This is a genomic window from Paenirhizobium cremeum, assembly GCF_047553425.1.
In the GTDB taxonomy this organism is placed as follows: Bacteria; Pseudomonadota; Alphaproteobacteria; order Rhizobiales; family Rhizobiaceae; genus Allorhizobium; species Allorhizobium cremeum.
This window is the reverse complement of the sequence record NZ_CP180217.1, coordinates 1,469,642-1,493,199: the sequence shown is the minus strand read 5'-3', so window position 1 is coordinate 1,493,199 and position 23,558 is coordinate 1,469,642. Positions and strand designations below refer to the sequence as shown.

Here is a 23,558-nt window from a genome sequence, read left to right as displayed (position 1 = left end):
ATGCCTGAGACAACCGTTTTCTTTGGGATTCTCGGTGCTCTCCTGATTGGGGCCATCAGCCCCGGTCCGAGCTTCGTTCTCGTATCCAGAATCGCCGTTACCGCATCCAGACTCGACGGACTTGCCGCCGCTCTCGGCATGGGGCTTGGTGGGGCCTTGTTCGGGGCCGTGGCGCTCGCTGGACTAAGCGCGCTGTTGCTTCAGGTCGAATGGCTCTACATGACCCTGAAGCTCATGGGTGGGGCCTACCTTCTCTATCTAGGCATCCGCATCTGGCGCGGTGCGAGCGCGCCCCTTTCGGTCGATATGGCGACGACCTCCGAGAGAAAATCGGTGCTGCGATCCTTCACCTTCGCGTTCGCCACGCAGATCAGCAACCCGAAAACTGCTATCGTATATGGAAGCATTTTCGCTGCCATGCTGCCGGCTTCCCCGCCGCAATGGCTGCTGTTCACTCTTCCTCCGATGATCTTCTTTGTCGAAGCGTCGTGGTATGCGATCGTCGCGCTTGCGTTTTCTGCCAATAAGCCGCGCGCCGTCTATCTCCATTCCAAAACATGGATCGACCGGGTCGCGGGTGCTGTCATGGGCGCATTGGGCGTTCGGCTGCTCGTGGAGGCTATGCAGTCGCAGAAATCCCAAGTTTTGCCCTAATCGGCCAACTGCTAAATCTCAAGGGATATTTCTGTCGCGAAAGTCCGATGCAAAAGTCAGCCTTTCGCGACCGACATTTGCGATACCTTACGGCTATTGCTCCGACGGCGGATGGCCGCTTTGGGCCGAACTCAGACAACAGCAGCAGATACTTGGATGTCCGCTTCTCCTTTCGCGACCCCAACGTCGAACAGTCCGCATCCGGCTCCATAGCCGCCCTCCAACGAAAAAAGCCGCCCCACCGGGCGGCCTTTCCACATGTCCGTTCGATAATTCGAAGATTATTCGGCGTCGCCTTCGGCGGCCTTCTTCTTCGGAGCAGCCTTCTTCTTCGGAGCGGCTTCTTCGCCTTCGGCAGCGTCTTCGGCCTTGGCAGCAGCCTTCTTCTTCGGCGCAGCCTTCTTGGCCGGCTTGTCGCCTTCCTCGGCTTCGTCGTCAGCCAGAAGCTCTTCCTTGGAGACCTTCTTGTCGGTGACGTCGATTTCGCTCAGCAGCTTGTCGATAACCTTTTCCTCGAACAGCGGGGCGCGCAGCGAAGCGGCAGCGCCGGGGGTGTTGCGGAAGAAGTCGAGGATCTGCTTTTCCTGGCCCGGGAACTGCTGGAGCTGGGCGAAGAGGGCCCGCTGCATTTCGTCCTCGGAGACTTCTACGCCGCCCTTCTCGCCGATTTCGGAGAGAACGAGGCCGAGGCGAACACGACGCTCGGCCAGCGTGCGATATTCCTCGCGCGCCTTTTCCTCGGTCGTGTCTTCATCTTCGAAGGTCTTGCCGGACTGGGCGAGATCGGTGTTGATCTGGCGCCAGATGTTTTCGAACTCGGCATCCACCAGCTTCGACGGGGCGTCGAACTTGTACATGGCGTCGAGCTGGTCGAGGATCTGGCGCTTGACCTTCTGGCGGGTGACGTTGCCGTACTGGCTTTCGATCTGGCCGCGAACGATTTCCTTGAGCTTATCGAGCGATTCGATGCCGAGCTTGGTGGCCAGTTCGTCGTTGATCTCGACTGCGGCGGGCGCAGCGACATCCTTGACGGTGACATCAAAGGTCGCTTCCTTGCCGGCAAGGTTCTTCGCCGGATAGTCTTCCGGGAAGGTCACGGTGATGGTCTTCTCTTCGCCGGCCTTGGTGCCGACGAGCTGGTCTTCGAAGCCCGGGATGAAGCGGCCGGAACCGAGAACCAGTTCGGCGTCGCTGTCGGTGCCGCCGTCGAAGGCAACGCCGTCGACCTTGCCGACGTAATCCATGGTGACGCGGTCGCCATCAGCGGCCTTGCCCTTCTTGGTTTCGAAGGAACGGGCGCTTTCGGAGATCTTGAGGATCTGTTCGTTGACTTCGTCGTCGGAGACGTCGACGACTTCGCGAACGACCTTGATGCCCTCGACCGACTTCAGTTCGATCGGCGGCAGGACTTCATAAGCCATGGTGAATTCGAAGTCGGCCTGGGCGGTCAGGATCTTCTCGGCTTCGCCTTCGTCCTCGGTCATGGCGATTTCCGGCTGGGTCGCCGACTTTTCGCCGCGTTCCGAAAGGATCGAGGTCGGCTTCTCGCGGAGGATCTCGTTGACGAGGTCAGCCATGATGGACTTGCCGTACATCTTCTTCAGATGCGCAACCGGCACCTTGCCCGGACGGAAGCCGTTGATGCGGACCTTGTCCTTGGCATCGGCGAGACGCTCGTTCATGCGAGCTTCCATGTCCTTGGCCGGAATGACGACCTTGATTTCGCGCTTCAGCCCTTCAGCGAGCGTTTCGATAACCTGCATGTTCATACCTTCATGTCGTGGCGGCCGTGCTCGGACAGCCGGTTGTTTCCCTGAGCACGACGCCGGAATTCAAACGATTTCCCGGGCGTGGCTGCGACGCAATCCTCAAGCATTCTGCCAGGCAATATGGCGCAGAGAGCGACGTGAACGGCTTCCTTTCCGTTCCGCATCTACCCGCGCGGCAAACCTGGTGCGGGTAGAGAGACTTGAACTCCCACGCCTTGCGGCACCAGAACCTAAATCTGGCGTGTCTACCAATTTCACCATACCCGCGTCCAAGAGAACCGCATGCTGCCGTCAGCATGGCCCCTCCGGAGCGCGCGTCTCTATATCACCCGTTTTTACGCACGCAAAGGAAAAATGACAGGCAAACCCCGGCTCCCACGGGAATCGGCCGCAGGCGCCGTTGGTGCGGTAGCCAAACATTGTCGCGAACAGGACCGGACAAATCGCAGATCGAGGGCTCAGTAGAGCGGCTCTTCATAGAGCGACTTGCCATCGATGCGCAATTCACGGATCTGCCCAAGGCCGTCCGCGCCGACCCGTACGGCAACCGAGACGGCGCCCTCGTTGCGTTCTTCCTCGATCGCCCGCCCCTCACCTTCCGGCACGTAATAGCGCTCGATTCCGTAATCGACCCGCAGGCTTCCCTCGGTGTCAGCGGCCAGCCTGTATGTCTGGAACGGCTGGGTATGCATGACAACCGTTCCTTCGACGAGCGGCAACTCTGCGAAGGAGGCCTCGTCCACCACCCAGAAACCATCGGCTCCAGGCTTGAGGCGAACATTCATCTCCACCCAGTCATAGGGTTCCGGCCTGTCGCCCTTCACCAAGGCGAGGGGTATCGTGGAAATATCATAGGAAAGGACCACGTAGTCGCCGCGCAGCAGATCGCGGGGATCGACCGGCGCGGTCTTCAGCAGGATCTCCGCTCCCGAACGCAGGACGGAAGCGCGTCTCTCGATCATCGCGGCCAGCACCGCCGTCTGCACAAGCGAGAGAACCGCGGCTATCGCGAGATAGCGGACAAGCGGACGGCTGAACATCCGGGTCATCGGGCGACCTCCCCATCCTTTCGGGCGAAGAGCTTTTCAAGCTTCACCACAACGAAGGCCAGCGCGGCGACGACAAGTCCCGCCAGCAGGAAGAAGGCGGAAGTGCCGAGCATGGAATTGATGGTCACGAACGACAGGTAAAGGACCTCCGCCGCGAAGATAACATAGGCGAGATAGCGAACGGCGCCGTTGTCGCGTCCCTCCAGCGAAAGGGCGAGCAGCGTCGTGCCGATAGTCAGCAAGGCGAGCAGAGCCAGTTCGCCGCCCTCCGTCCAGTGAAAATGCAGGAGGCCCAGGCCGAGCGACGTCAGCACGAAGCTGTAAAAGGCCGGGGAAGCGCCCCGCCGGCGTGCAAGGGCCGAAACCGGTGACTGCGGCAGCGCCACCGCCAGGAAGGCCAGCATACCCACAACCACGAACAAAAGCGCCACCGCCAGGTCGGCACGAAGCGAATAGAGCCACACGCACCAGGACAGGAGAAGAATATAGATGAGATGCCGCGACCGCTCGGCTCCGCTCCATTGAGCGAGCACTGCCAGTACAAGGCCGGCGACAGGCGGCCAGAAGGCATAGATCCCCCTCCATTCCGCTTCATATTGCTCGAGATAGGTGCCAAAAACGACAAAGGCCAGAAAGCCTGCGAAAACGGTGAGAGCCGCGGAGCGGAATGCCGCCGCCGAGGCCACCGTCATGGCAAACCACAGCAGCATGGCATCGAGCGTGTCGCCGGAAAGGTGATAGAGCTGGCCGATGAGTGCGATCGCTCCTCCGAAACTCGCCGCCCCCAGAACCAGCAGCGCAGCACCGAACCGGTCCGCGCCACGGCTGAAGGCGAGCGCCGCGGAAAGGTAGAAAATCCATATCAGCAGAATGATGCCGAAGACCTTGGTGAGACGCGGTATGTCCTGCCAGTTGGCGGCGACCAGAAGCAGGATCGACGCGGCGATCAGCACGGCCGCGATAATCATCAGCACACCGCCGACGCTGAAAGAGGACTTGCGGGAATCGAGTTCCTTCAGCAAGGCTTCGGCGGTGGCGGAGGGAATCATTCCCTTGTCCACCCAGATCGCAAGATCCCGCGTCAACCGTCCCCGATACATCGATCCCCCCAGTTGTCACCATCCGGCGAGAAGCGGCCGGAAGTGGTTCCCGTTCTTTTCGTACAGTCTGTTCCGAGCCCGAGAGAAAGACAATCACCAAAACGCCGGATCATGTCAGGCAATGTCCATGCAAGATATGCATGGCTTCCATGAAGATATCGCACTGCACAAAACCAATCTTATGCGGTAGATAATAGTCAACAACGATCACGAAGGATCAAACGGTTCCGCGATCGTTCGGTGGATGATCCACCAGATAGCTTCGACCTGTGCACTCCTCCTCCCAGCACAGCGTCGATTTGACCGGCGACACTCCTCCTCCCAGTCGCTGGTCGCTCAAAATGACGCTCACCGGACCTCCTCCCCCGGTGAGCGTTATTTTTTTGCCCTCCACACCGTCATCGGGCAGTCGCTCGTCGCGGTCCGCCGGTCGTGTGCCGCGCAAAACGAAGCACGCCTCACCCCTCCATGAACCGTCAATGCTGCATCGGTCGCCGAAAAATGCAGCAGTTTACCCTTTGCTAACCACTGCCCCATGCATCTTCCGCATAGGTGTCATACAGGTTTGAGCCTTCATCTCTTTTGCGTCGCAGCATATATTAGCGCCATGAGATCACGAGGCGCCCGAAAGAGGAGCGCCGCAGATAGGAAAGAGGCATATCATGAACTTCGCTCGCTCGCTGAACAACTGGCGCAAGTACCGTCAGACCGTAACCGAACTCGGCCGCATGAGCGACCGTGAACTTCGCGACCTCGGCATCGGCCGTGAGGACATCCGTCGCGTTGCCCGTCAGGCTGTTGCCGGCTAATCCCGCCAGCATTCAGACCTTGAAAAAGGCCTCCCGTTTCGGGGGGCTTTTTTATTTGCCGCACGTTTTCTCAGATGGCCGAAACCTGTGCCTATTTCTTGTCCTCTGCTCCCATATTCGGCACATCCCTGCACAAATGCATAGCAGTCGCTTATAATTTGCACTGCACAATCTTGTTTTACAGGCGTATAAGAGGGTCAATCGCTGATGCGGAATGAGCCGCAGGACCAGCGCACAAGATCACATCCGAGGAAACGACCATGAACCCGATCCGCATTGCAAAGAACTGGATTAGCTACCGCCGCACGATGGCCGAACTGGGTAACCTGTCCAACCAGGCTCTCTCCGACATCGGTATCACCCGTTACGAAATCCGTAACATCGCTTCGCGCTCCTTTCGTTAATCGATAAGGTTGCTGCGTAAGCTTCGTGAACGGCGCCATCCGGCGCCGTTTTTGATTCCGGGGTCTTCCAATTCCGGGTCTTTTGATTTCCGGGCCTTTTGATTTCCGGGGCCGGAATGGAAATGATTGGAAGCGGGACCGGCCCGTGATAAGCAGCCGCCCATGACAAACACCACGATTTCCCCCATTCACGTCATCGGCGGCGGGCTCGCCGGTTCGGAGGCCGCCTGGCAGGCCGCACAGGCCGGTGTCCCGGTTATCCTGCACGAGATGCGCGGCGTGCGCGGCACGGACGCACACAAGACGGACAGCCTTGCCGAGCTCGTCTGCTCCAACTCCTTCCGCTCCGACGACGCGACATCGAACGCGGTCGGCGTGATCCATGCGGAAATGCGGCTTGCCGGCTCTCTCATCATGGCCTGCGCCGACAAGCATCAGGTTCCGGCCGGCGGTGCACTTGCCGTCGATCGCGACGGCTTTTCCGACGCCGTCACCGCGACCATCTCCTCGCATCCGCTCATCACCGTCGTGCGGGAGGAAATCCGAGGCCTTCCGCCAAAGGACTGGGGCCTGACGATCGTCGCGACCGGCCCCCTCACCTCGCCCGATCTTGCGGAGGCCATCCGTGCGGAAACCGGTGAGGATGCGCTCGCCTTCTTCGACGCCATCGCCCCGATCGTCTACCGCGACAGCATCGACATGGAGATTTGCTGGTACCAGTCCCGCTACGACAAGGTGGGACCGGGCGGTACAGGCAAGGATTATATCAACTGCCCGATGGACGAGGCCCAGTACAATGCCTTTGTCGATGCCTTGATTGCCGGCGACGCGGTGGGTTTCAAGGAATGGGAAGGCACGCCCTATTTCGACGGCTGCCTGCCGATCGAGGTTATGGCCGAACGGGGCCGCGAAACGCTGCGGCACGGGCCGATGAAACCGATGGGCCTCACCAATGCCCACAATCCGACCGTCAAACCCTATGCCGTCGTGCAGCTTCGTCAGGACAATGCGCTCGGCACGCTTTACAATATGGTGGGTTTCCAGACGAAGCTCCGCTATGGCGCCCAGGCCGAGATCTTCCGGATGATCCCCGGCCTTGAAAATGCGGAATTCGCCCGCCTCGGCGGACTGCATCGGAACACCTACATTCACTCGCCCGTGCTGCTCGATCCGTCGCTGCAACTGAAAAGCCGCCCCGGCCTGCGGTTTGCCGGCCAGATCACCGGCTGCGAAGGCTATGTGGAAAGCGCGTCCGTGGGACTGCTCGCAGGCAGGTTTGCCGCAGCGGAACGCAAGGGCGAGCCGGTCCGGTTGCCGCCGGCGACGACGGCGCTCGGTTCCCTGCTGAACCACATCACCGGCGGGCATATCGTCAATGATGAGGAACCGGGCAAGCGCTCGTTCCAGCCTATGAACATCAATTTCGGCCTGTTCCCGGAACTCGAACCGGGCTCGATCGTCAAGCCGGAGGGCGTCAAGCGCTTTCGCGGCAAGGACAAGACAATCATGAAGCGGCAGCTCATCGCCGCGCGCGCGCTTGCAGACTGCAAGGCCTGGCTCGAGACCGGCGACCGCTGAGACTTTCCTGTTCCGGTGAATTTCAGCCCGTTGGCAGCGCTCCGGCAGACGGCGCGTCGCGTCCGGCCGGAGCGACGTAATTCCCAAGAAGCCAGAGCGAGACTTCGGCTGCTTCCGCCGGCGTGGCAAAGGTGAAGTCGCCATTGTGGAACGGTGCGTCGAGGAATTCGATCGAGAAGCCACGTCCGTCGGGCAGATCGCGCACCCGGACTGTGCCCGGCTCGATCAGATGGCAGGCATAGTGGCCCCGGAGACTGCGCATGAAGCCTGCCTTGTTGTCATGCAGGCGCACGAAAACGGCCTTGCCATCCGCCGTGGCATGCAGGCTGCGGATCGCCTCCTTGGGAAAAGCGCGGCCGAATTCCATGATGGCGAGGCCCGTGTCATGCAGATTGTCCTCGGCGGCCCGCTTCGTCATGCGCGTCGAATAATACGCGAAGACCGCGACCAGTCCGAAGATGAACGTCCAAGTGACCAAGCTCACGCCATGCCTCCAAATCCAGGCCGGTTTTCCGGCGGCGGACGAAGCGATAACAGCCGAGCCTTGTGCGAATTTGACCGCGATCAGAATCGCACGGCATAAGCCGCGCGCATCATCCTAAGTTGCCGGCGCCATTGGGCCGGCCTGATGTCCCGTTCGAAGATGCCGGCACCGGCGCTCCGGGCGGCGAGAAGGACGGGTTCCGCCAGCGCCACCGGCAGATAGGCGGCAACGAGACTGCGCGGCAGCCTGCCGCCGCTGCGCGCCTTGCGCAAGTGATCGAGGCCGAGACCGGCGAAGGCTTCGATCGCTGCCGAAATTCGCTCGCGATCGCTCCCGGCGAGAAAACCATCCCGATCGAGACCGACAGCGGAAAGAATCTGCAGCGGCAGGAAAAGCTGGCCACGGGCGCGATGGCCCGGCATCAGCAGCAAGGCGCCTGCAATCGCCTGGGCGACGCCGGCATGACCGGCGATATCCGCGCAGGAAGGCGAAGCCGCCGGATCGAGCACCAGGCTCGCAAGCTGGATCAAGGCGGCTGCCGTCTCTCCGGCATAACCCTCCAGCATCGCCGTCGTTTCGACCGGATCGTCATAGAGATCGAAAATCCGCGCATCGACCATGGCCTGAAGCGCCGCGACCGGCAGGCGATGTTGCTCGACGGCCTGAAGCAGGGCTGCGGCGATGGGGTTTGCCTCTGTCGAGCCGTGTCCGGCTCCGGCGAGGAGATCCCGCCAGTATTGCAGCCTCACCTCGCCCGGCAGGGGTTCACGCACCAGATCGCGGATCCGGGCGATTTCCGCGTTGAAGGCGTAGAGCGCCGCCAGCGCTCCGCGTTTTTCTACAGGCGACAGCAGACAGGCGAGATAACGGTCTCTGTCCGTCTCACGCAGTGCCGCAAGAGCGAGGGTGTCATTCGTCGACAGTTGCTGGCTCACTGAGCTTCCGCTTTCTCAGACGGCTATGAGTGCAGCGGCGACCGCCCGCTGTTCGGCCAGCATGATATTGTAGGTGCGCACGGCGGCGCCCGTGCCCATCGGATCGCTGGAAATGCCCCGCGCCTTCAGTGCAGCCTTGAGATCGGCGGGCAAGGGACGAAGCTGCTTGCCGGTTCCGACCAGCAGCACTTCGATATCCCTCGATTCCTCCAGGACGCGCTCGAATGCGGCAAGCGTCAGCGGCGCGCCCTCCTCCATCTCCCAGCCATAGATGCCGGAAGGCATGAGCAACAGGGAACCGCGATGGGACATGTCGGCGAAGCGGAAACCACCATTGCCGTAGGCGTCGATCGGCGCCCGACCGGGAAAATGCGCCTGCCGGACGACGATGCCCTTGCCTGTCGGCCCGAGCGCCACCGTCAGGCCTCGACCTTACCGGAGACAGGACGCGCCTTGTCGACATCTTCCTTCTGGAAGGCCTCGGGACGCAGGCGGAAGGCGATCAGCACGGGCGCCGCGATGTAGACCGACGAGAAGGTGCCGACGATGACGCCGAACAGCATCGCCAGCGTGAAGGAGGAGATCACCTCGCCGCCGAAGAGATAGAGCGCCACCAGCGCCAGGAAGGTGGTCGAACCGGTCAACACCGTACGCGACAGCGTCTGGTTGATCGAGGTATCGATCAGGACGTTGAGCGGCATCTTCTTGTAGCGCCTGAGGTTTTCACGCATTCGGTCATAGACGACAACGGTGTCGTTGAGCGAATAGCCGATGATGGTCAGGATCGCCGCGATGCTCGTCAGGTTGAATTCGATGCCGAGGAAGACGAAGAGGCCAAGCGTCAGGATCACGTCGTGCAGGGTCGCGATGATCGCGCCTACGGCGAACTGCCATTCGAAGCGGAACCAGATGTAGATCAGGATGAAGATCAGCGACACGCCGACGCCGATGGTCGCGCTCCTCGTCAATTCCCCCGAAACGGCCGGACCGACCACCTCGACACGGCGGAACTCATAAGCATTCTCGAGCTCGCCGCGAACCAGCGTGATCGCCGACTGCTCGGCATTCTCGCCGCCCTCTTGCGCCTGGATGCGGATCAGAACGCTCGACGGATCGCCAAAGCCCTGGGCCTGGATTTCCCCGAGGTTGAGTTGGCTCAGACGGTCGCGGATATCGGCGATATCGGCTGCGCCGTTGCGCGCCTTCACCTCGATGATCGAGCCGCCCTTGAAATCGATGCCGAGGCTGAGGCCGATCGTCATGAAGCCGATGACGGAAGCGAGCGCCAGCGCACCCGCGACCGCGAATGTGTAGCGGCGGATCGCCATGAAGCGGATGTTCTGGGCGTCGAAGATGCCGGTGCGGATACCCTTCGGCAAATGCTTCGGCCTGCGCCAGCGATACCACATCGCCATCAGCCAGCGCGTCATGGTGAAGGCGGTGAAGACGGTCGTCACGATACCGACGGCGAGCGTCACGGCAAAGCCGCGCACCGGGCCGGAACCGAGGAAGAAGAGAACCAACGCGGCGATCAGCGTCGTCAGGTTGGCGTCGACGATCGTCGCGAAAGCCTTGTTGAAGCCCGTGTCGATGGACTGGATCAGCGATCGGCCGCTTTTGACTTCTTCGCGGATGCGCTCGTAGACAAGAACGTTGGAGTCGACCGCCATGCCCATGGTCAGCACGATACCGGCGATACCCGGCAGGGTGAGCGTTGAGCCGAGAAGCGTCAGAACGGCGAGAATCATCACGACGTTGGCTGCAAGCGCGATATTCGCCATCACACCGAAGGTGCCGTAGAAACCGAGCATGAAGAGCACGACGAAGATCGCACCGATGCCGCTTGCCGTGACGCCGGCATTGATCGAATCCTGGCCGAGGCCCGGGCCGACGGTCCGTTCCTCGACGACCGTCAGCGTCGCCGGCAAGGCACCGGCGCGCAGGAGAACGGCGAGATCGTTGGCGCCCTCCACCGAGAAATTGCCGGAGATCTGGCCGGAACCGCCGATGATCGGCTCGCGGATGACCGGCGCCGAGATCACCTGGTCGTCGAGGACGATGGCGAAGGGACGACCGACGTTCTGCTGCGTCGCCTGGGCGAAGCGCTGCGACCCCTTGCTGTCGAAGCGGAAGGTGACGACCGGCTCGTTGGTCTGCTGGTTGAAGCTCGCCTGCGCGTCGACCAGATTCTCGCCGGAAACGAGCGCACGCTTTTCGATCAGATAGGGAACCGCCGGATCGTCGGTGGAATAAAGTACCTCCGACGTTGCCGGCGGACGGCCGTTGATCGCCTCCACGACCGGCATGCTCGTGTCGACCATGTGGAAGGAGAGCTTGGCGGTCTGGTTCAGCAGCGATTTCAGGCGCTGGGGGTCCTGCAGGCCGGGAACCTGAACGATGATGCGATCGTTGCCCTGCCGCTGGATCAACGGCTCGGTGGTGCCCAGCTCGTCGACGCGCCGGCGAACCACTTCCATCGACTGGGTCAGTGCCGAAGAGGCGCGGTAATCGATACCGGCGTCGGTAAGATTGAACCGGAGGAGCGTCCCGTCCTCGGTCAGCGTCGCTTCCTGGATGGAGCCGCCGGTCAATCCGCCAACGCTCACGGGCGCGGTAATGTTCTCCAGCGCCTTCTTGGCCGCTTCGACCTTATCAGCATCCGTAATGCGGACCTGGATCTGCTGGCCCACGCCGGAAAGGCCGGTATAACGAATGCCCGCGTCACGCAAGGCGGCGCGGATATCGCTGACCGTCGTTTCGAGACGCTCCTTGACGATGTCGGCGCGCTCGATCTTGAGCATGATGTGGGAACCGCCCTGCAGGTCCAGGCCGAGCGTCACCTGCCTGTGCGGCAACCAGGACGGAAGAGAGCGAAGTTGTTCCTCGCTGAAAACGTTAGGCAATGCCACCAACACGCTTACCAGCACGGTGAGCCAAATGAAGATCGTCTTCCAGCGCGAAACGTATAGCATGTAACTCTCGAAATCAGAGGTTTGCTTCAGCGGACGGAAGCCGGCAGCACCGGCCTCCTGCCCGGCAGCATCAGGAGGCCGAAGCCTCGGTCTTCACCGGCTCGCCCTTGACGCGGACTTCGGCAATATAGGTGCGCAGCGCACGGACCTTGACGCCTTCGGAAATCTCGACCTCGAGTTCCTTGTCGTCGACGACCTTGGTGACCTTGCCGACGATGCCGCCACCCATGACGACCTGGTCGCCGCGGCGGATGGAGGACAGGGTTTCCTCGCGCTTCTTCATCTGCTGGCGCTGCGGACGGATCAGCAGAAAATACCAGATCAGCATCAGCGGCGCGAAAAGGAACAGCATTTCGAGACCGGAGCCGAATGCACCGGTTGCAGCAGTCCCTTCTTGGGCGAAGGCTTCAGTAATGAACATCAATAACTCCCTAGACAAGCCAAGCGCACGGGCAGCCGCGGCCCCCCGCATCAGGTCGCCGGAATATAGTGACCGGCCCTGCGAATGCAACAAAAACAGCGGCGATGCGTACCGTTTTACCGCCTCTTACCCTTTCGAGCCCGAAAACGCCATGGTAGCGCCGGGGAAAACCGTGAACGCACTTGCCGGAACAAACCTGGGAGGGAATCGTGATGTCCGAAGACATCGATCTTTCGCTGCTCGCTGAACTGCGCCGGCTGACGGCAGCCGTCGAACGGCTGGCCGGCCCCGCCGCCGCCGAAAACGACTGGGGCGCCGCCGACTGCTTCGTCTGGAGCCCGGCGCGTCAGGAACTCCAGCCCGTGAAACGGCCGAACCGCATCGCGCTCAAGCTTATCCGCGGCGTCGATCACGTTCGCGATATCCTGCATGAAAACACGCTGCGCTTCGCCGAGGGCTATCCGGCCAACAACGTGCTGCTCTGGGGCGCACGCGGCATGGGCAAATCCTCGCTGGTAAAGGCAGTCCACGCCGACGTCCTCGCCGAGACCGGCATCTCGCTGAAACTCGTCGAGGTGCACCGCGAGGACATCGCCACCCTGCCCGCGCTTCTCGACATCGCCAAGGACGTGCCGCACCGGGTCATCGTCTTCTGCGACGATCTGTCCTTCGATCACGACGACACGGCCTACAAGTCGCTGAAGGCGGCACTCGACGGCGGCATCGAGGGCCGGCCGGACAATGTGCTTTTCTATGCGACATCCAACCGCCGGCACCTGCTTCCGCGCCACATGATGGAGAACGAGCAATCCACCGCCATCAACCCGTCGGAAGCCGTCGAGGAGAAGGTTTCGCTTTCGGACCGGTTCGGTCTCTGGCTCGGTTTCCACAAGTGCAGTCAGGACGACTATCTCGCGATGATCGACGGTTACGCCGAGCATTTTTCCCTGCCGCTCGACAGCGAACAGCTTCACCGCGAGGCGCTGGAGTGGGCCACCACGCGCGGCGGCCGCTCCGGCCGCGTCGCTTGGCAATATATTCAGGATCTCGCCGGGCGCCTTCGCGTCAGAACCGACCACGCCTGAAAATGCCCTAAACGAGAAAAGGCCCGGATTTCCGGACCTTTTCAACGCCTGCCTGGGACGCAATACCTATTCCAGGAAAGTCATCGGGTTGACCGGGGTCGCATCCTTGCGAACCTCGAAGTGCAGCATCGGGCGCTTGATGTTGCCGCTCATGCCGGAGGTGGCGATCTGCTGGCCGCGCTGGACCTTCTGGCCGCGCTGGACCGAAAGCGCATCGGCGTGTCCGTAGACGGTGACCGTTCCGTCGTCGTGGCGCACCAGGACGGTATTGCCCAGTTCCTTCAGGCCGTTGCCGGCATAGATGACCACACCGTTTTCGGCAGCCTTGACCGGCGTGCCCTGCGGCACGGAGATGTCGATGCCGTCATTGCGCTTGCCCTCGACGTTTGCGCCATAACCGGCGACCACCGCACCGCGGACCGGCCAGCGATACTTGCCGATGCCGGTGGCTTCGGGGGCATCTTCCTTCGTATCGACGGAGGCGACTTCGCTGACGGACTGGGTGGCGGCCGGCGGCTTGTATGCGGCCGGCGCGGGCTTGGTGTCCTTCGTCGGGACAGAAGCGGTCTTGACCGGGTCTGCCGCTGGCGTCTTTTCCGGAGCGGAAGCCACCTGGCTCGACGCGCCCGGCATCTTCAGCTTCTGGCCGATGCGAATATTGCCGTCGGTGATGCCGTTCGCTTTCTTGAGGGCATCGACGGATACACCGTTCGCCTTGGCGATCTTGTTGAGGGAATCCCCCGGCTTGACGACATAAGCACCGGGTGCGGCGCCGGCTGCGGCGTCCGATTTGCCGGTGGCGCTCGATGCGACCGCCTGAGACTTGTCGCGCGAGGTCGGCGTGCTCGGCAAGACGGCGACGTTCTGTTCCGGCGATTGCGGCGCCAGCGGCTTCTGACCGTTGGCCGGCAGGCCGGAAGCATCGGCCGCAGCACGGGCGGCGTTCTTCTGGCCGGCGAGGGACGGAATGATGACGAGCTGCCCGGTGGCGGCGTCGGAGGCGTGGCTGAGGCCGTTCGCCTTGAGGATTTCGCGTTCCGGCACGCCATAGCGCTGCGCCAGAGTCGCGATGGTTTCGCCGGGCTTCAGCGTCACGCGGGTGGCGTTCGCCGTCGTCCAGCCGGAAGCCGGGCGGGTGGATCCGGTGGACAGGTCATCCGCATTCAGGTTGCGCGGCGGAGCGCCGAGGCCGGCCGTCTGCGTATTCTTCGGCGTCCCGGGGAAAGGCTGGGCGAGAGCGGCCTGACGATCCGCATCGCTCGACGAACCGGAGGGAGCCGCAAGCTCGGCGCGCTGAACCGAAACCGGAGCGGCGGCGCTGCGGGCAACCGACGGCGCGCTTGTCGTCGGATAGGACGACGGAGCCGAAGGATAGGGCTGGCTCATGGCCTGCTGGCGGGTGGTGTAATCGGGCTGGGCGCCGGCGATATCCTGGGTCGGCATCGGCTGCTGGCCATTCATGCCGGTAATGTGCCGCCTCGGCGTCGAAGCCGTGGTCATATTGTCGGTATTGAATACGGAACTGAAGCGGGTCGCATCGGAACTGCAACCGCTGGCAACTCCAGCCAACAGCATTGCCACAGCGATACGGGCAACTGGCAGTCCGGCTTTCGGCGATACACTTTGACGCATAACTCGACCCACATTCTACGCAACTTGATGTGATTTGATTAAAGCGCGTTAGTGTTACCGGGCGGTTAACTTGCAGGAATCGCTGTGAATAATTTCGAAAAGGCGCACATTCATCGGTAGCCGCGTCCGCCGACGCGCAATCGCGCTCCCGCTGGCGCCACAGGATTTCAGAGAAAGGAAGCGATCTTCGGCATCAGCGGCAGATAAGGCGCCTCGAACAGATCTTCCCGCTCGAAACGGCTGCCGGTCTTGATAAGGCGCACCATTACGCAGGTATTCTCGCCGGTCACCAGCGGTGCGAGGAACATGCCGCCAGAGACGAGCTGCTCGGCGAAGAAGCGCGGCATGGCCGGAAAGGCGGCGGTCGAAAGGATGCGGTCGAAGGTCCCCTCGCCCGAAAGACCGTTGCTGCCGTCCGACTGGCGCAGCACGACATTGCGCAGGCCGAGATTGTCAAGGCGCTGCTGGGCTCCTGCGATCAGCGTCTTGTAGCGGTCGATCGAGAGAACCCGTTCGGCAAGCCTGCCGAGCACCGCCGACATGAAGCCGCTTCCCGTGCCGATCTCCAACACCCGCTGACCGGGTTTCACCTGCAGCAGCGACAGCAGGCGGACGGCAAGGTCGGCACCTTCCATGAAGGCCCCGCATTCGATCGGGATCGAGCGGCTGGAATAGGCGTCCTCGGAATATTGCGGGGGCACGAAGAGCGAACGGGGCGTCTGCTCCACCGCCGTCAGGAGATCGAGATCCGAGATCCCCTCCGACCGGAGCCTGAGAACGAGGGCCGCAAAACCCTCCTTTTCCAGCATGCCCGACTTCAACCCGCCGCTCCGAAACCGAGCGCCTTCGCAAGACGATCCTGCGAGGCATAGTCCGTCATGTCCAGCTTGAGCGGGGTCACGGATATCTTGTTGGCCTTGATGGCCTGCAGATCGGTTCCCTCGCGAAAACGGCTGCCGCGGTCGCCGAAGCGGAGCCAGTAATAGGGAAAACCCCGCCCATCGGCACGCTGCTCGACTTCGAGGCCGAAATCGAGCTTGCCCTGCGCCGTGACCTCGATGCCCTGCACTTCGGCGGGCGCACAGCGGGGAAAGTTGACGTTCAGGAACGTGCCATCGGGAAGATCAGCCTCGATCAACTGCGCAAGCAGCTTGGGACCAAGGGTCTCCGCGACTTCCCAGGGAATGACCCGGCCGCCATTGTCGTATTCGTAAAGCTGGCTGAGGGCGACCGAACGGACACCCTGCAGCGTCCCTTCGATGGCGCCGGCCACGGTCCCCGAATAAGTCACGTCATCGGCGAGATTGCCTCCCGCATTCACACCGGACAGAACCAGGTCGGGCTTGCCGTCGAGAACCTCCCGCACTGCCATAATGACGCAGTCGGTCGGCGTACCGCGCAGCGCAAAACGCTTGTCGGCCACCTTGCGCAGACGCAGCGGTTCCGAAATGGTCAGCGAATGGGCAAGGCCGCTCTGGTCGGATTCCGGCGCGACGACCCAGACATCGTCCGAAAGCGTCCGGGCGATGCGTTCCAGCACGGCCAGCCCCTCGGCGTGGATGCCGTCGTCATTGGTCAGGAGAATGCGCATACCGTATCTCCCCTGTTTCAGGCTGCCTTCTCGATCTTCTTCAGTCCGCCCATATACGGCAGCAATGCGTCCGGAATGGTGATCGACCCGTCTTCGTTCAGGTAGTTTTCCATGACCGCGATCAGACAACGGCCAACCGCCGTGCCGGAACCGTTCAGCGTATGCACGAAGGTCGTGCCCTTGCCGTCCTTGCCGCGATAGCGCGCATTCATACGGCGGGCCTGGAAGTCGCCGCAGACCGAGCAGGATGAAATCTCGCGATAGGTGTTCTGCCCCGGAAGCCAGACTTCGAGGTCGTAGGTCTTGCGCGAACCGAAACCCATGTCGCCGGTGCAGAGCGTCATCGTGCGGAAATGCAGGCCGAGGCGCTTCAGCACTTCTTCCGCGCAGGCCGTCATCCGCTCGTGCTCGTCGATGGAGCTTTCCGCATCGGTGATCGAGACGAGTTCGCATTTCCAGAACTGATGCTGGCGAAGCATGCCGCGGGTGTCGCGGCCGGCCGAACCTGCCTCCGAGCGGAAGGATGGCGTCAGCGCTGTAAAGCGCAGCGGCAGCTTTTCCTGCTCGAGGATTTCGCCGGACACCAGATTGGTGAGCGTCACTTCGGCCGTCGGAATCAGCCAGCGGCCGTCCGTGGTCTTGAACAGATCTTCGGCAAACTTCGGCAACTGGCCGGTGCCGTACATGGCCTCGTCGCGCACCATCAGCGGCGAAGAGACTTCGGTATAGCCGTGCTCCGTCGTGTGCAGATCCAGCATGAACTGGCCGAGCGCCCGCTCAAGCTTGGCGAGAGGTCCCGTCAGGACCGTGAAACGCGAACCCGACAGTTTGGCGGCCCGTTCGAAATCCATGTAGCCGAGCGCTTCGCCGATTTCGAAATGTTCCTTGGCGGGATGGTTCCAGCCGGGTTTCTGGCCGACCACGCGGGCAACCACGTTGTCGTGCTCGTCCTTGCCCACCGGCACGTCGTCAAGCGGAACGTTCGGGATGCGCGAAAGCTGGTCGGCAAGTTCGGCCGAGACGCGACGTTCTTCGTCCTCGGCCGCCGGCATGGTGTCCTTCAGCGCCGCAACCTCTGCCTTCAGCTTTTCGGCAAGCTCGGCGTTCTTCTGCGCCATCGCCGCGCCGATCTCCTTGGAGGCGGCGTTGCGGCGGGATTGCATGTCCTGAAGCGACTGGACCACGGCCCGACGCTTTTCGTCGAGCGCAATCAGCTGCGCAGCCAGTGGCTCGGCGCCGCGCTTGGCCAGCGCATCGTCAAGGGTCTCGGCGTTTTCACGGATCCATTTGATATCAAGCATCGTCGTTCCAGGTCGTCTTGCGGTGATCGTCGGATCGGACCTGGCGGGCGCCCTGTCCGGCCCCATGGATGCATGCTCGCGATGGAAAAGGCCGGGGAAGCGAAGGCTGTCGCCCTATTCGCCCTTCTCGCCTGCCTCGCCCGCCGGAACGAGCGCGTCCGCTTCCGAAGCCCGCCGGCGCTCCACGAGTCGTGCAGCATAGATGGCTACCTCGTAGAGAAGGATGGTCGGCAAAGCAAGGCCGATCTGGGACATCGGATCGGGCGGCGTCAGCACCGCGGCGATGATGAAGGCGACGACGATGAAGTACTTGCGCTTCTCGGCCAGCCACGTGCTTTCGAGGATGCCGACGCGGGCAAGCAGAGTGGTCACGACGGGCAGTTGGAAGACCAGCCCGAAGGAAAAGACCAGCGTCATGATGAGGCTCAGATACTCCGAAACCTTGGGCATCAGAGAAATCGCCACCTCGCCCTCGCCCGGCGCCTGCTGCATGGCGAGGAAGAACCACATCACCATCGGCGTGAAGAAGAAGTAGACCAGTGCGGCGCCCATCAGGAAAAGGATCGGCGAAGCGACCAGGAACGGTAGAAACGCCGCCCTCTCGTTCTTGTAAAGACCCGGCGCCACGAACTTGTAAATCTGGGCCGCGATCACTGGAAAGGCGATGACCATGGCGCCGAACATGGCGACCTTCACCTGGGTGAAGAAGAATTCCTGCGGTGCCGTGTAGATCAGTTCGGCCTTGCCGACGTCGAGGCCGGCCCACATCACCGCCCACTTGTAGGGAATGACAAGCAGGTTGAAGAGCTGCTTGGCAAAGGCGAAGCATGCGATGAACGCAACGAAGAACGCACCCAGCGCCCAGATGAGGCGGGAGCGCAGTTCGATCAGATGCTCGATCAGCGGCTGCGGCTTGTCTTCGATGTCGCCGCTCATGCACGGTCCTCGGTCTTTGTCTTGCGGGGTTTGCTGGTCCTGGCCGCCTTGACGGGCGAAGCCTCCGCGGCAGCCTTGGGAGCGGCAGCTTTGCGGGTCCGCTTGGCAGGTGCTGCGGCTTCGACAACGGGTGCCGGAACGGATTCAGCGGGCGTCTTGGGTTTCCGGCTGCGGCTTGTCGGCTTGGCAGCGGAAGCCTTGACCGTATCAACACCAGTGGAAGCGGATGTCGCCACTGCTGCGGCAGCAGGAGCGGGAGCAGCGGCCGGTGCGGCAGCCGGCGCCGGCTGCGAGAGACCGGATGGCGTTCCGGACAGCGGAGCCGGTATTTCCGGCAGGACCGGCGCCGCCTCTTCCAAGGATGCCGCGTCCGGCGGCATCACGCTCTTGTTATCGGGCTTCGTCGCCTTCTGCAGGTCGGCCTTGATCTCATTGCCCATCTGACGCAGCGGATTGATCGCGTCACGCAGGGAGGACGCGGGATTGAGCTTTCGCGCCTCATCCACGCTCTGACGCAGATCATCCAGTTCAGCTTCCCGCAGGGCCTCGTCGAACTGGGCGCGGAATTCCCCTGCGGTGCGACGAAGCCGCGCCGTCATCTTTCCGAAGGCACGGATCATCGGCGGCAAGTCTTTCGGCCCCACCACCACGATCAGAATTACCGCGATGACGAGCAACTCGCTCCAGCCTATATCCAGCATCAAAAGGCTCCCGACGCCATATTCCGAGACCGCCGAGCGGCCGTAACGCGCTTACTTGGTCTCTTCGACCTTATGGTCGACCGTCTTGCCCGGAGCCTGATTTTCGGCTTCGTCGTCAGACATGCCCTTCTTGAAGCTCTTGATGCCCTTGGCAACGTCACCCATCAGTTCAGGGATCTTGCCACGGCCGAACAGCAACAGGACGATGGCCAATACGATCAGCCAGTGCCACATGCTAAAAGAACCCATTACTGTCACTCCTTGTTTGCGTGTCCCACCGATTTAAGGTGTTTCAGCTTGTTTTTCAAATACGAAAATGTCCTGTGGATTCACAGTCACCGTGACGTCACGAAGCCCCTGCGGCAGGATGTCAGCCCGGATGCGTGAACGAACCGGACGCTCGGTTCCGGGCACGGCAAGTTCCAGCAGTTCCACAACGCCCAGAAAACGGCGCGAAAGAATACGCGCGGGTATCGCACCGCCCTCCTCCCGCAGCCCGACGCCGGACAATCTGACGGCGACGGAGACGGACTGGCCGTCCTTCATGCCGGGCGCGGAGGTCGTTCCGAGCGGCGTTTCGACACAGCCATCGCGCACGACGCCGGAAAACTCATTGATTTCCGAAAAGAAGGCGGCGGTAAAAAGATCCTTCGGCCGGCGATAAAGATCGTCTGAGGTTCCGACCTGCACCAGACGTCCGTCGCGCAGCAGGGCAATCCGGTCAGCCATGCGCATCGCCTCCTCGGCGTCGTGGGTAACCACGACGGCGGTCGCTCGCGTCTCGCGCAGGATCGCAAGCGTGTCGGCGCGAATGGTGTCCTTTAACCGGGAATCAAGGCCGGAAAAGGGCTCGTCCATCAGGAGGACTCCGGGCCGCGGCGCAAGCGCCCGGGCCAGCGCCACGCGCTGCTGCTCGCCACCCGAAAGCGCATGGGGATATTTGTCGGCATAATGGGCAAGACCGACGCGCTCGAGCGCCGCCATGGCTCCGGAGACCGCCTCCTTCGGCGGCAGGGCGGTCAGGCCGAAACGGACGTTATCGAGCACGTTCATATGCGGAAAGAGCGCAAAATCCTGGAACATCAGCCCGATGCCACGCTTTTCGGGAGGGATGAAACCGGAGGGTCCGGCGACCTCGCGATCGTTCATCAGCAGGCGACCGGAAGACTGTACCTCGATCCCGGCGGCAATCCTCAGAAGCGTTGTCTTTCCGGAGCCCGACGGTCCGAGCAGGCAGAGTACCTCGCCGGCCTTGGCGGTCAGCGAGACGCCGCGGATCGTCTCCCTGCCATGATAGCCGTGGCGGATATCTTCAAAGCGCAGGCTGGCGGCGAAGGTAACCCCTGCCGTCCGCCTCGCATCTGCCCCATCGATCGCGACCGAGTTCATTCCATCTTCCGCGAGGCCGCCCGCCGATGCGCCACGCGCCGGAACCAACCGCCGCGGGGCATTCCGAACGCGAGCCCGGTTGTCCAACAAAACATGATGCTATTCGTCCGCTTCACCGCCCGGTGTCAAGAGGCCAAGCTCCTCGAGATCGAGCTGAGTGATCGGATCTTCGTCTTCCGCGAGGTCGTCATTGCCGATCGGCAGGGGTACGGAAATGTTCGGAGGGATGCGACCCGAAAGCAGCCCCGCGCCCTTGAGTTCTTCGAGACCCGGCAGGTCGCGCAGTTCCTCAAGCCCGAAATGGTCGAGGAAATCCCGCGTCGTACCGAGGGTCACAGGCCGGCCAGGCGTACGGCGGCGGCCGCGAAACCGCACCCAACCCGCCTCCATCAGCACGTCGAGCGTGCCTTTCGACGTCTGGACGCCGCGAATATCCTCGATCTCGGCGCGGGTGACGGGCTGGTGATATGCGATGATCGCCAGGACTTCGAGGGCAGCACGCGACAGCTTCTTCGCCTCGGTCTCGTCCTTGCGGATCGCAAAGGACAGATCGGCGGCGGTGCGGAAGGCCCAGTGGTCGTCGACCTGCAGCAGATTGACCCCGCGGCCGGCATAGTCCTCCTTGAGGCGGCGCATGATGGCGCGAACATCGGTTCCGCGCGGCAGGCGGTCGGCGATGAAGCTTTCGGACACCGGTTCGGCGGAGGCGAACACCAGCGCCTCGGCGATCCGGGCGGCCTCGTTCTCCAGACGCACGCTTTCGGCGCTCGGTTCGGCCGGCCGCTCCGCCACCTCGGTTTCGTCCTCGAAGAAATCCTGATCCTGCGGTTCGCCCATCGCGCGCCCTATTCCACCGACGAGAGATCGGCTGCGCGCGGACCGCTACGCATGTAGATCGGCTGGAAGGCGCCGTCCTGGCGGATTTCCAACCGGCCTTCGCGCACAAGCTCCAGCGAAGCGGCAAAGGCGCTGGCAATAGCGGTCACCCTCTCCTCCTCGGAGGAAAGATAGCGCAACAGATACTGCTCCAGGGTCGTCCAGTCGGCGATCTCGCCGATCATCCGCGTCAGAATGGCGCGAGCGTCGGACAACGCCCAGACCTTGCGTCGCTCGATCGTCACCTGGGTGATTGCCTGCCGCTGGCGAAGAGCCGCATAGGCGGTCAGCAGATCGTAGAGGGTCGCCTCATAAGCGTTCTCGACGCGGGTGGGCACGTGTTCCGGCGCTCCCCGCACATAGACGTCCCGGCCGAGGCGATTGCGGTTGATGAGGCGGGTTGCCGCCTCCCGCATGGCTTCGAGGCGTTTCAGCCGGAAGGCCAGCGTCGCCGCCATTTCTTCACCCGACGGTCCGTCGTCCTTGGCCTGTTGCGGGATCAGCAGGCGTGACTTCAGATAGGCGAGCCAGGCCGCCATGACGAGATAGTCGGCCGCGAGCTCGATGCGGATGCGCCGGGCGCTTTCGATGAACTGCAGATATTGTTCGGCAAGCGCCAGAACCGAGATGCGCGACAGGTCGACCTTCTGGTTGCGCGCAAGAAACAGCAGAAGATCGAGCGGACCTTCGAAGCCCGCGACATCGATCACCAGAGCCGGCTCGCCCGTCAGCCGTTCGGCCGTGGTCTCCTGCCACAACGGGTCCATGGGCGTGGCGGCGCCCGTGCCGCCCGCCGGATTGCGTGCAGAGGTGTTCGGGGGCTGGGCTCCGGTGCGCGACATCAGGCCGTCGCCCTCAAGCCATCGAATTCGTTGCGGATATCGGCTTCGGCATAGGCATCGATGCGACCGAAGGCATTCTCGACCGCATCGGCGCGCGTCCTTGCCCGGCCGGACAGAACAGGCGCTGCGGCAGCCACAGCCCGCATCTCCTCCAGCACGCCATTGCAATGGAGAACGACATCGCAACCGCCCGCCACGATCGCTGCGGCGCGCTCACCTATCGTTCCCTTCAGGGCATTCATCGACACGTCATCGGACATCAGCAATCCATCGAAACCGATCTCGCCGCGGATGATCTTGTCGATCACCACTTTCGACGTCGATGCCGGATGATCCGGATCGATGGCCGAGTATACCACATGCGCGCTCATCGCCATCAATTCGTTGCGCAGCCTGCGGAACGGCGGAAAATCATGGGCCGACAATTCCTCGTGGGACGTCGTGACCACCGGCAGCTCGTGGTGGCTGTCCGCCATGCCGCGACCATGGCCCGGCACATGCTTCATCACCGGCAGCACACCGCCCGCTTTCAAACCTTCGGCCGCCGCTTCGCCCATTTCGCCGACCGTCAGCGGATCGGTGCCATAGGCCCGGTCACCGATGACATTGCTTGCGCCTTCGACCGGCACATCGAGCACCGGCAGGCAATCGACGTTGATGCCGAGTTTCAGGAGATCGAAAGCATGGAGGCGGGACATCAGCCAGGCCGCACGCAGACCGATTGCCTTGTCCCGACGATAGAGTTCGCCGAGTACCGCAGCCGATGGATACCGGGGCGCGATCGGCTCACGGATACGCTGGACACGGCCGCCTTCCTGGTCGATCAGCACCGGCGCATTGCGGCCGCCGACGGTCTCGCGCATCTCCGCAACGAGATCGCATATCTGCGCCGGCTCCGAAAGATTGCGGGCAAAGACGATGAAGCCCCAGGGCTGTTCGTCGCGATAGAGGGATTTTTCGTCCGCAGTCAGCGCAAGGCCGCTGCAGCCGAGGATCATGGCTTTCGCCGGAGCGTATCGATGGGTCATGG

The 23,558-nt window shown here is 62.4% G+C and carries 24 protein-coding genes and 1 tRNA gene; 5 read left to right on the top strand and 20 right to left on the bottom strand.

All coding sequences use genetic code 11. The annotated features are described in order from the left end of the window. Positions 1-654, top strand: coding sequence for a LysE family translocator (locus ACLBKR_RS07525; RefSeq protein ID WP_113438279.1), 654 nt, complete (start codon positions 1-3; stop codon positions 652-654). A 281-nt stretch (positions 655-935) separates the two neighbouring features. Here the strand turns inward: ACLBKR_RS07525 and tig are convergent, their stop codons facing one another. The 4 genes from tig to ACLBKR_RS07505 form a co-directional block, all read right to left on the bottom strand. Next, positions 936-2,417: a trigger factor gene (gene tig / locus ACLBKR_RS07520; protein ID WP_113487637.1), complete on the bottom strand. Its 1,482-nt coding sequence runs from the start codon at positions 2,415-2,417 to the stop codon at positions 936-938. A gap of 188 nt (positions 2,418-2,605) precedes the next feature. Then, positions 2,606-2,690, bottom strand: a tRNA-Leu gene (locus ACLBKR_RS07515). A 191-nt stretch (positions 2,691-2,881) separates the two neighbouring features. Beyond that, on the bottom strand, positions 2,882-3,472 hold the full coding sequence (locus tag ACLBKR_RS07510; RefSeq protein WP_414901266.1) for a GDYXXLXY domain-containing protein: 591 nt from the start codon (positions 3,470-3,472) through the stop codon (positions 2,882-2,884). Further along, positions 3,469-4,572: a DUF2157 domain-containing protein gene (locus ACLBKR_RS07505; protein ID WP_113487568.1), complete on the bottom strand. Its 1,104-nt coding sequence runs from the start codon at positions 4,570-4,572 to the stop codon at positions 3,469-3,471. Before ACLBKR_RS07505 ends, ACLBKR_RS07510 begins: the two co-directional genes overlap by 4 nt. A gap of 662 nt (positions 4,573-5,234) precedes the next feature. Here ACLBKR_RS07505 and ACLBKR_RS07500 point away from each other — a divergent pair. From ACLBKR_RS07500 to trmFO, 3 genes are all read left to right on the top strand, one after another. Then, complete coding sequence (locus ACLBKR_RS07500) at positions 5,235-5,381, top strand: DUF1127 domain-containing protein (protein ID WP_112830189.1); 147 nt, start codon at positions 5,235-5,237, stop codon at positions 5,379-5,381. Positions 5,382-5,641: 260 nt separating this feature from the next. Further along, positions 5,642-5,785 carry a DUF1127 domain-containing protein gene (locus tag ACLBKR_RS07495; protein WP_099059989.1) on the top strand — a complete coding sequence of 48 codons (144 nt, stop codon included), beginning with the start codon at positions 5,642-5,644 and terminating at the stop codon, positions 5,783-5,785. Between the two features lie 162 nt (positions 5,786-5,947). Beyond that, positions 5,948-7,363 (top strand): methylenetetrahydrofolate--tRNA-(uracil(54)-C(5))-methyltransferase (FADH(2)-oxidizing) TrmFO, encoded by a 1,416-nt coding sequence (trmFO, locus tag ACLBKR_RS07490; protein WP_113487570.1) that lies wholly within the window; start codon positions 5,948-5,950, stop codon positions 7,361-7,363. 22 nt (positions 7,364-7,385) lie between these two features. Here trmFO and ACLBKR_RS07485 read toward each other — a convergent pair whose 3' ends face one another. The 5 genes from ACLBKR_RS07485 to yajC form a co-directional block, all read right to left on the bottom strand. Continuing rightward, positions 7,386-7,847, bottom strand: a complete 462-nt coding sequence (locus ACLBKR_RS07485) for a hypothetical protein (RefSeq protein ID WP_112830299.1) — start codon at positions 7,845-7,847, stop codon at positions 7,386-7,388. A gap of 80 nt (positions 7,848-7,927) precedes the next feature. After that, a complete protein-coding gene (locus ACLBKR_RS07480; protein WP_113487572.1) occupies positions 7,928-8,782 on the bottom strand; it encodes a phytoene/squalene synthase family protein in 855 nt (284 codons plus the stop codon). 15 nt (positions 8,783-8,797) lie between these two features. After that, a complete protein-coding gene (locus tag ACLBKR_RS07475; protein WP_113339590.1) occupies positions 8,798-9,199 on the bottom strand; it encodes an Mth938-like domain-containing protein in 402 nt (133 codons plus the stop codon). A 2-nt stretch (positions 9,200-9,201) separates the two neighbouring features. Beyond that, on the bottom strand, positions 9,202-11,754 hold the full coding sequence (gene secDF, locus ACLBKR_RS07470) for a protein translocase subunit SecDF (RefSeq protein ID WP_112830193.1): 2,553 nt from the start codon (positions 11,752-11,754) through the stop codon (positions 9,202-9,204). Positions 11,755-11,824: 70 nt separating this feature from the next. Further along, the gene (gene yajC / locus ACLBKR_RS07465) at positions 11,825-12,175 is read right to left on the bottom strand and encodes a preprotein translocase subunit YajC (protein ID WP_112830194.1); all 351 of its coding nucleotides are present in this window, start codon (positions 12,173-12,175) and stop codon (positions 11,825-11,827) included. A gap of 212 nt (positions 12,176-12,387) precedes the next feature. On the opposite strand from yajC, the gene ACLBKR_RS07460 reads away from it, so the two are divergent. Next, positions 12,388-13,260: an ATP-binding protein gene (locus tag ACLBKR_RS07460; protein WP_414901261.1), complete on the top strand. Its 873-nt coding sequence runs from the start codon at positions 12,388-12,390 to the stop codon at positions 13,258-13,260. A 66-nt stretch (positions 13,261-13,326) separates the two neighbouring features. On the opposite strand, the gene ACLBKR_RS07455 is transcribed toward ACLBKR_RS07460, so the two are convergent. The 11 genes from ACLBKR_RS07455 to nagZ form a co-directional block, all read right to left on the bottom strand. Then, positions 13,327-14,892, bottom strand: coding sequence for a peptidoglycan DD-metalloendopeptidase family protein (locus ACLBKR_RS07455; protein WP_113442860.1), 1,566 nt, complete (start codon positions 14,890-14,892; stop codon positions 13,327-13,329). A gap of 167 nt (positions 14,893-15,059) precedes the next feature. Next, positions 15,060-15,701, bottom strand: coding sequence for a protein-L-isoaspartate(D-aspartate) O-methyltransferase (locus tag ACLBKR_RS07450; RefSeq protein WP_414901259.1), 642 nt, complete (start codon positions 15,699-15,701; stop codon positions 15,060-15,062). An 8-nt stretch (positions 15,702-15,709) separates the two neighbouring features. Beyond that, entirely contained in the window at positions 15,710-16,483 is a 774-nt protein-coding gene (gene surE, locus ACLBKR_RS07445; protein ID WP_112830197.1) for a 5'/3'-nucleotidase SurE, read from the bottom strand. Between the two features lie 17 nt (positions 16,484-16,500). Next, the gene (gene serS, locus ACLBKR_RS07440) at positions 16,501-17,784 is read right to left on the bottom strand and encodes a serine--tRNA ligase (protein WP_414901257.1); all 1,284 of its coding nucleotides are present in this window, start codon (positions 17,782-17,784) and stop codon (positions 16,501-16,503) included. 114 nt (positions 17,785-17,898) lie between these two features. After that, positions 17,899-18,720: a twin-arginine translocase subunit TatC gene (gene tatC / locus ACLBKR_RS07435; RefSeq protein ID WP_112830199.1), complete on the bottom strand. Its 822-nt coding sequence runs from the start codon at positions 18,718-18,720 to the stop codon at positions 17,899-17,901. Further along, a complete protein-coding gene (gene tatB, locus ACLBKR_RS07430; RefSeq protein WP_414901255.1) occupies positions 18,717-19,421 on the bottom strand; it encodes a Sec-independent protein translocase protein TatB in 705 nt (234 codons plus the stop codon). Before tatB ends, tatC begins: the two co-directional genes overlap by 4 nt. Positions 19,422-19,472: 51 nt before the next feature. Continuing rightward, entirely contained in the window at positions 19,473-19,670 is a 198-nt protein-coding gene (locus ACLBKR_RS07425; protein ID WP_112830201.1) for a twin-arginine translocase TatA/TatE family subunit, read from the bottom strand. A gap of 33 nt (positions 19,671-19,703) precedes the next feature. Beyond that, the gene (locus ACLBKR_RS07420; RefSeq protein WP_113339596.1) at positions 19,704-20,810 is read right to left on the bottom strand and encodes an ABC transporter ATP-binding protein; all 1,107 of its coding nucleotides are present in this window, start codon (positions 20,808-20,810) and stop codon (positions 19,704-19,706) included. A 99-nt stretch (positions 20,811-20,909) separates the two neighbouring features. Further along, positions 20,910-21,647: an SMC-Scp complex subunit ScpB gene (scpB, locus tag ACLBKR_RS07415; protein WP_113448395.1), complete on the bottom strand. Its 738-nt coding sequence runs from the start codon at positions 21,645-21,647 to the stop codon at positions 20,910-20,912. An 8-nt stretch (positions 21,648-21,655) separates the two neighbouring features. Beyond that, a complete protein-coding gene (locus tag ACLBKR_RS07410) occupies positions 21,656-22,453 on the bottom strand; it encodes a segregation and condensation protein A (protein WP_244710467.1) in 798 nt (265 codons plus the stop codon). A 74-nt stretch (positions 22,454-22,527) separates the two neighbouring features. After that, entirely contained in the window at positions 22,528-23,556 is a 1,029-nt protein-coding gene (gene nagZ / locus ACLBKR_RS07405) for a beta-N-acetylhexosaminidase (protein ID WP_113339598.1), read from the bottom strand. Positions 23,557-23,558: the final 2 nt, after the last annotated feature.

Excerpts from the sequence above, each read along its gene's own strand:
- ACLBKR_RS07460 (WP_414901261.1), top strand. The coding sequence starts at position 12,388 with ATGTCCGAAGACATCGATCTTTCGCTGCTCGCTGAACTGCGCCGGCTG.
- surE (WP_112830197.1), bottom strand. The coding sequence starts at position 16,483 with ATGCGCATTCTCCTGACCAATGACGACGGCATCCACGCCGAGGGGCTG.
- ACLBKR_RS07505 (WP_113487568.1), bottom strand. The coding sequence starts at position 4,572 with ATGTATCGGGGACGGTTGACGCGGGATCTTGCGATCTGGGTGGACAAG.
- secDF (WP_112830193.1), bottom strand. The coding sequence starts at position 11,754 with ATGCTATACGTTTCGCGCTGGAAGACGATCTTCATTTGGCTCACCGTG.
- tig (WP_113487637.1), bottom strand. The coding sequence starts at position 2,417 with ATGCAGGTTATCGAAACGCTCGCTGAAGGGCTGAAGCGCGAAATCAAG.
- ACLBKR_RS07450 (WP_414901259.1), bottom strand. The coding sequence starts at position 15,701 with ATGCTGGAAAAGGAGGGTTTTGCGGCCCTCGTTCTCAGGCTCCGGTCG.
- serS (WP_414901257.1), bottom strand. The coding sequence starts at position 17,784 with ATGCTTGATATCAAATGGATCCGTGAAAACGCCGAGACCCTTGACGAT.
- yajC (WP_112830194.1), bottom strand. The coding sequence starts at position 12,175 with ATGTTCATTACTGAAGCCTTCGCCCAAGAAGGGACTGCTGCAACCGGT.
- ACLBKR_RS07425 (WP_112830201.1), bottom strand. The coding sequence starts at position 19,670 with ATGGGTTCTTTTAGCATGTGGCACTGGCTGATCGTATTGGCCATCGTC.
- ACLBKR_RS07410 (WP_244710467.1), bottom strand. The coding sequence starts at position 22,453 with ATGGACCCGTTGTGGCAGGAGACCACGGCCGAACGGCTGACGGGCGAG.
- tatC (WP_112830199.1), bottom strand. The coding sequence starts at position 18,720 with ATGAGCGGCGACATCGAAGACAAGCCGCAGCCGCTGATCGAGCATCTG.
- nagZ (WP_113339598.1), bottom strand. The coding sequence starts at position 23,556 with ATGACCCATCGATACGCTCCGGCGAAAGCCATGATCCTCGGCTGCAGC.
- ACLBKR_RS07455 (WP_113442860.1), bottom strand. The coding sequence starts at position 14,892 with ATGCGTCAAAGTGTATCGCCGAAAGCCGGACTGCCAGTTGCCCGTATC.
- trmFO (WP_113487570.1), top strand. The coding sequence starts at position 5,948 with ATGACAAACACCACGATTTCCCCCATTCACGTCATCGGCGGCGGGCTC.
- ACLBKR_RS07525 (WP_113438279.1), top strand. The coding sequence starts at position 1 with ATGCCTGAGACAACCGTTTTCTTTGGGATTCTCGGTGCTCTCCTGATT.
- ACLBKR_RS07510 (WP_414901266.1), bottom strand. The coding sequence starts at position 3,472 with ATGACCCGGATGTTCAGCCGTCCGCTTGTCCGCTATCTCGCGATAGCC.
- tatB (WP_414901255.1), bottom strand. The coding sequence starts at position 19,421 with ATGCTGGATATAGGCTGGAGCGAGTTGCTCGTCATCGCGGTAATTCTG.
- scpB (WP_113448395.1), bottom strand. The coding sequence starts at position 21,647 with ATGGGCGAACCGCAGGATCAGGATTTCTTCGAGGACGAAACCGAGGTG.
- ACLBKR_RS07495 (WP_099059989.1), top strand. The coding sequence starts at position 5,642 with ATGAACCCGATCCGCATTGCAAAGAACTGGATTAGCTACCGCCGCACG.
- ACLBKR_RS07420 (WP_113339596.1), bottom strand. The coding sequence starts at position 20,810 with ATGAACTCGGTCGCGATCGATGGGGCAGATGCGAGGCGGACGGCAGGG.
- ACLBKR_RS07500 (WP_112830189.1), top strand. The coding sequence starts at position 5,235 with ATGAACTTCGCTCGCTCGCTGAACAACTGGCGCAAGTACCGTCAGACC.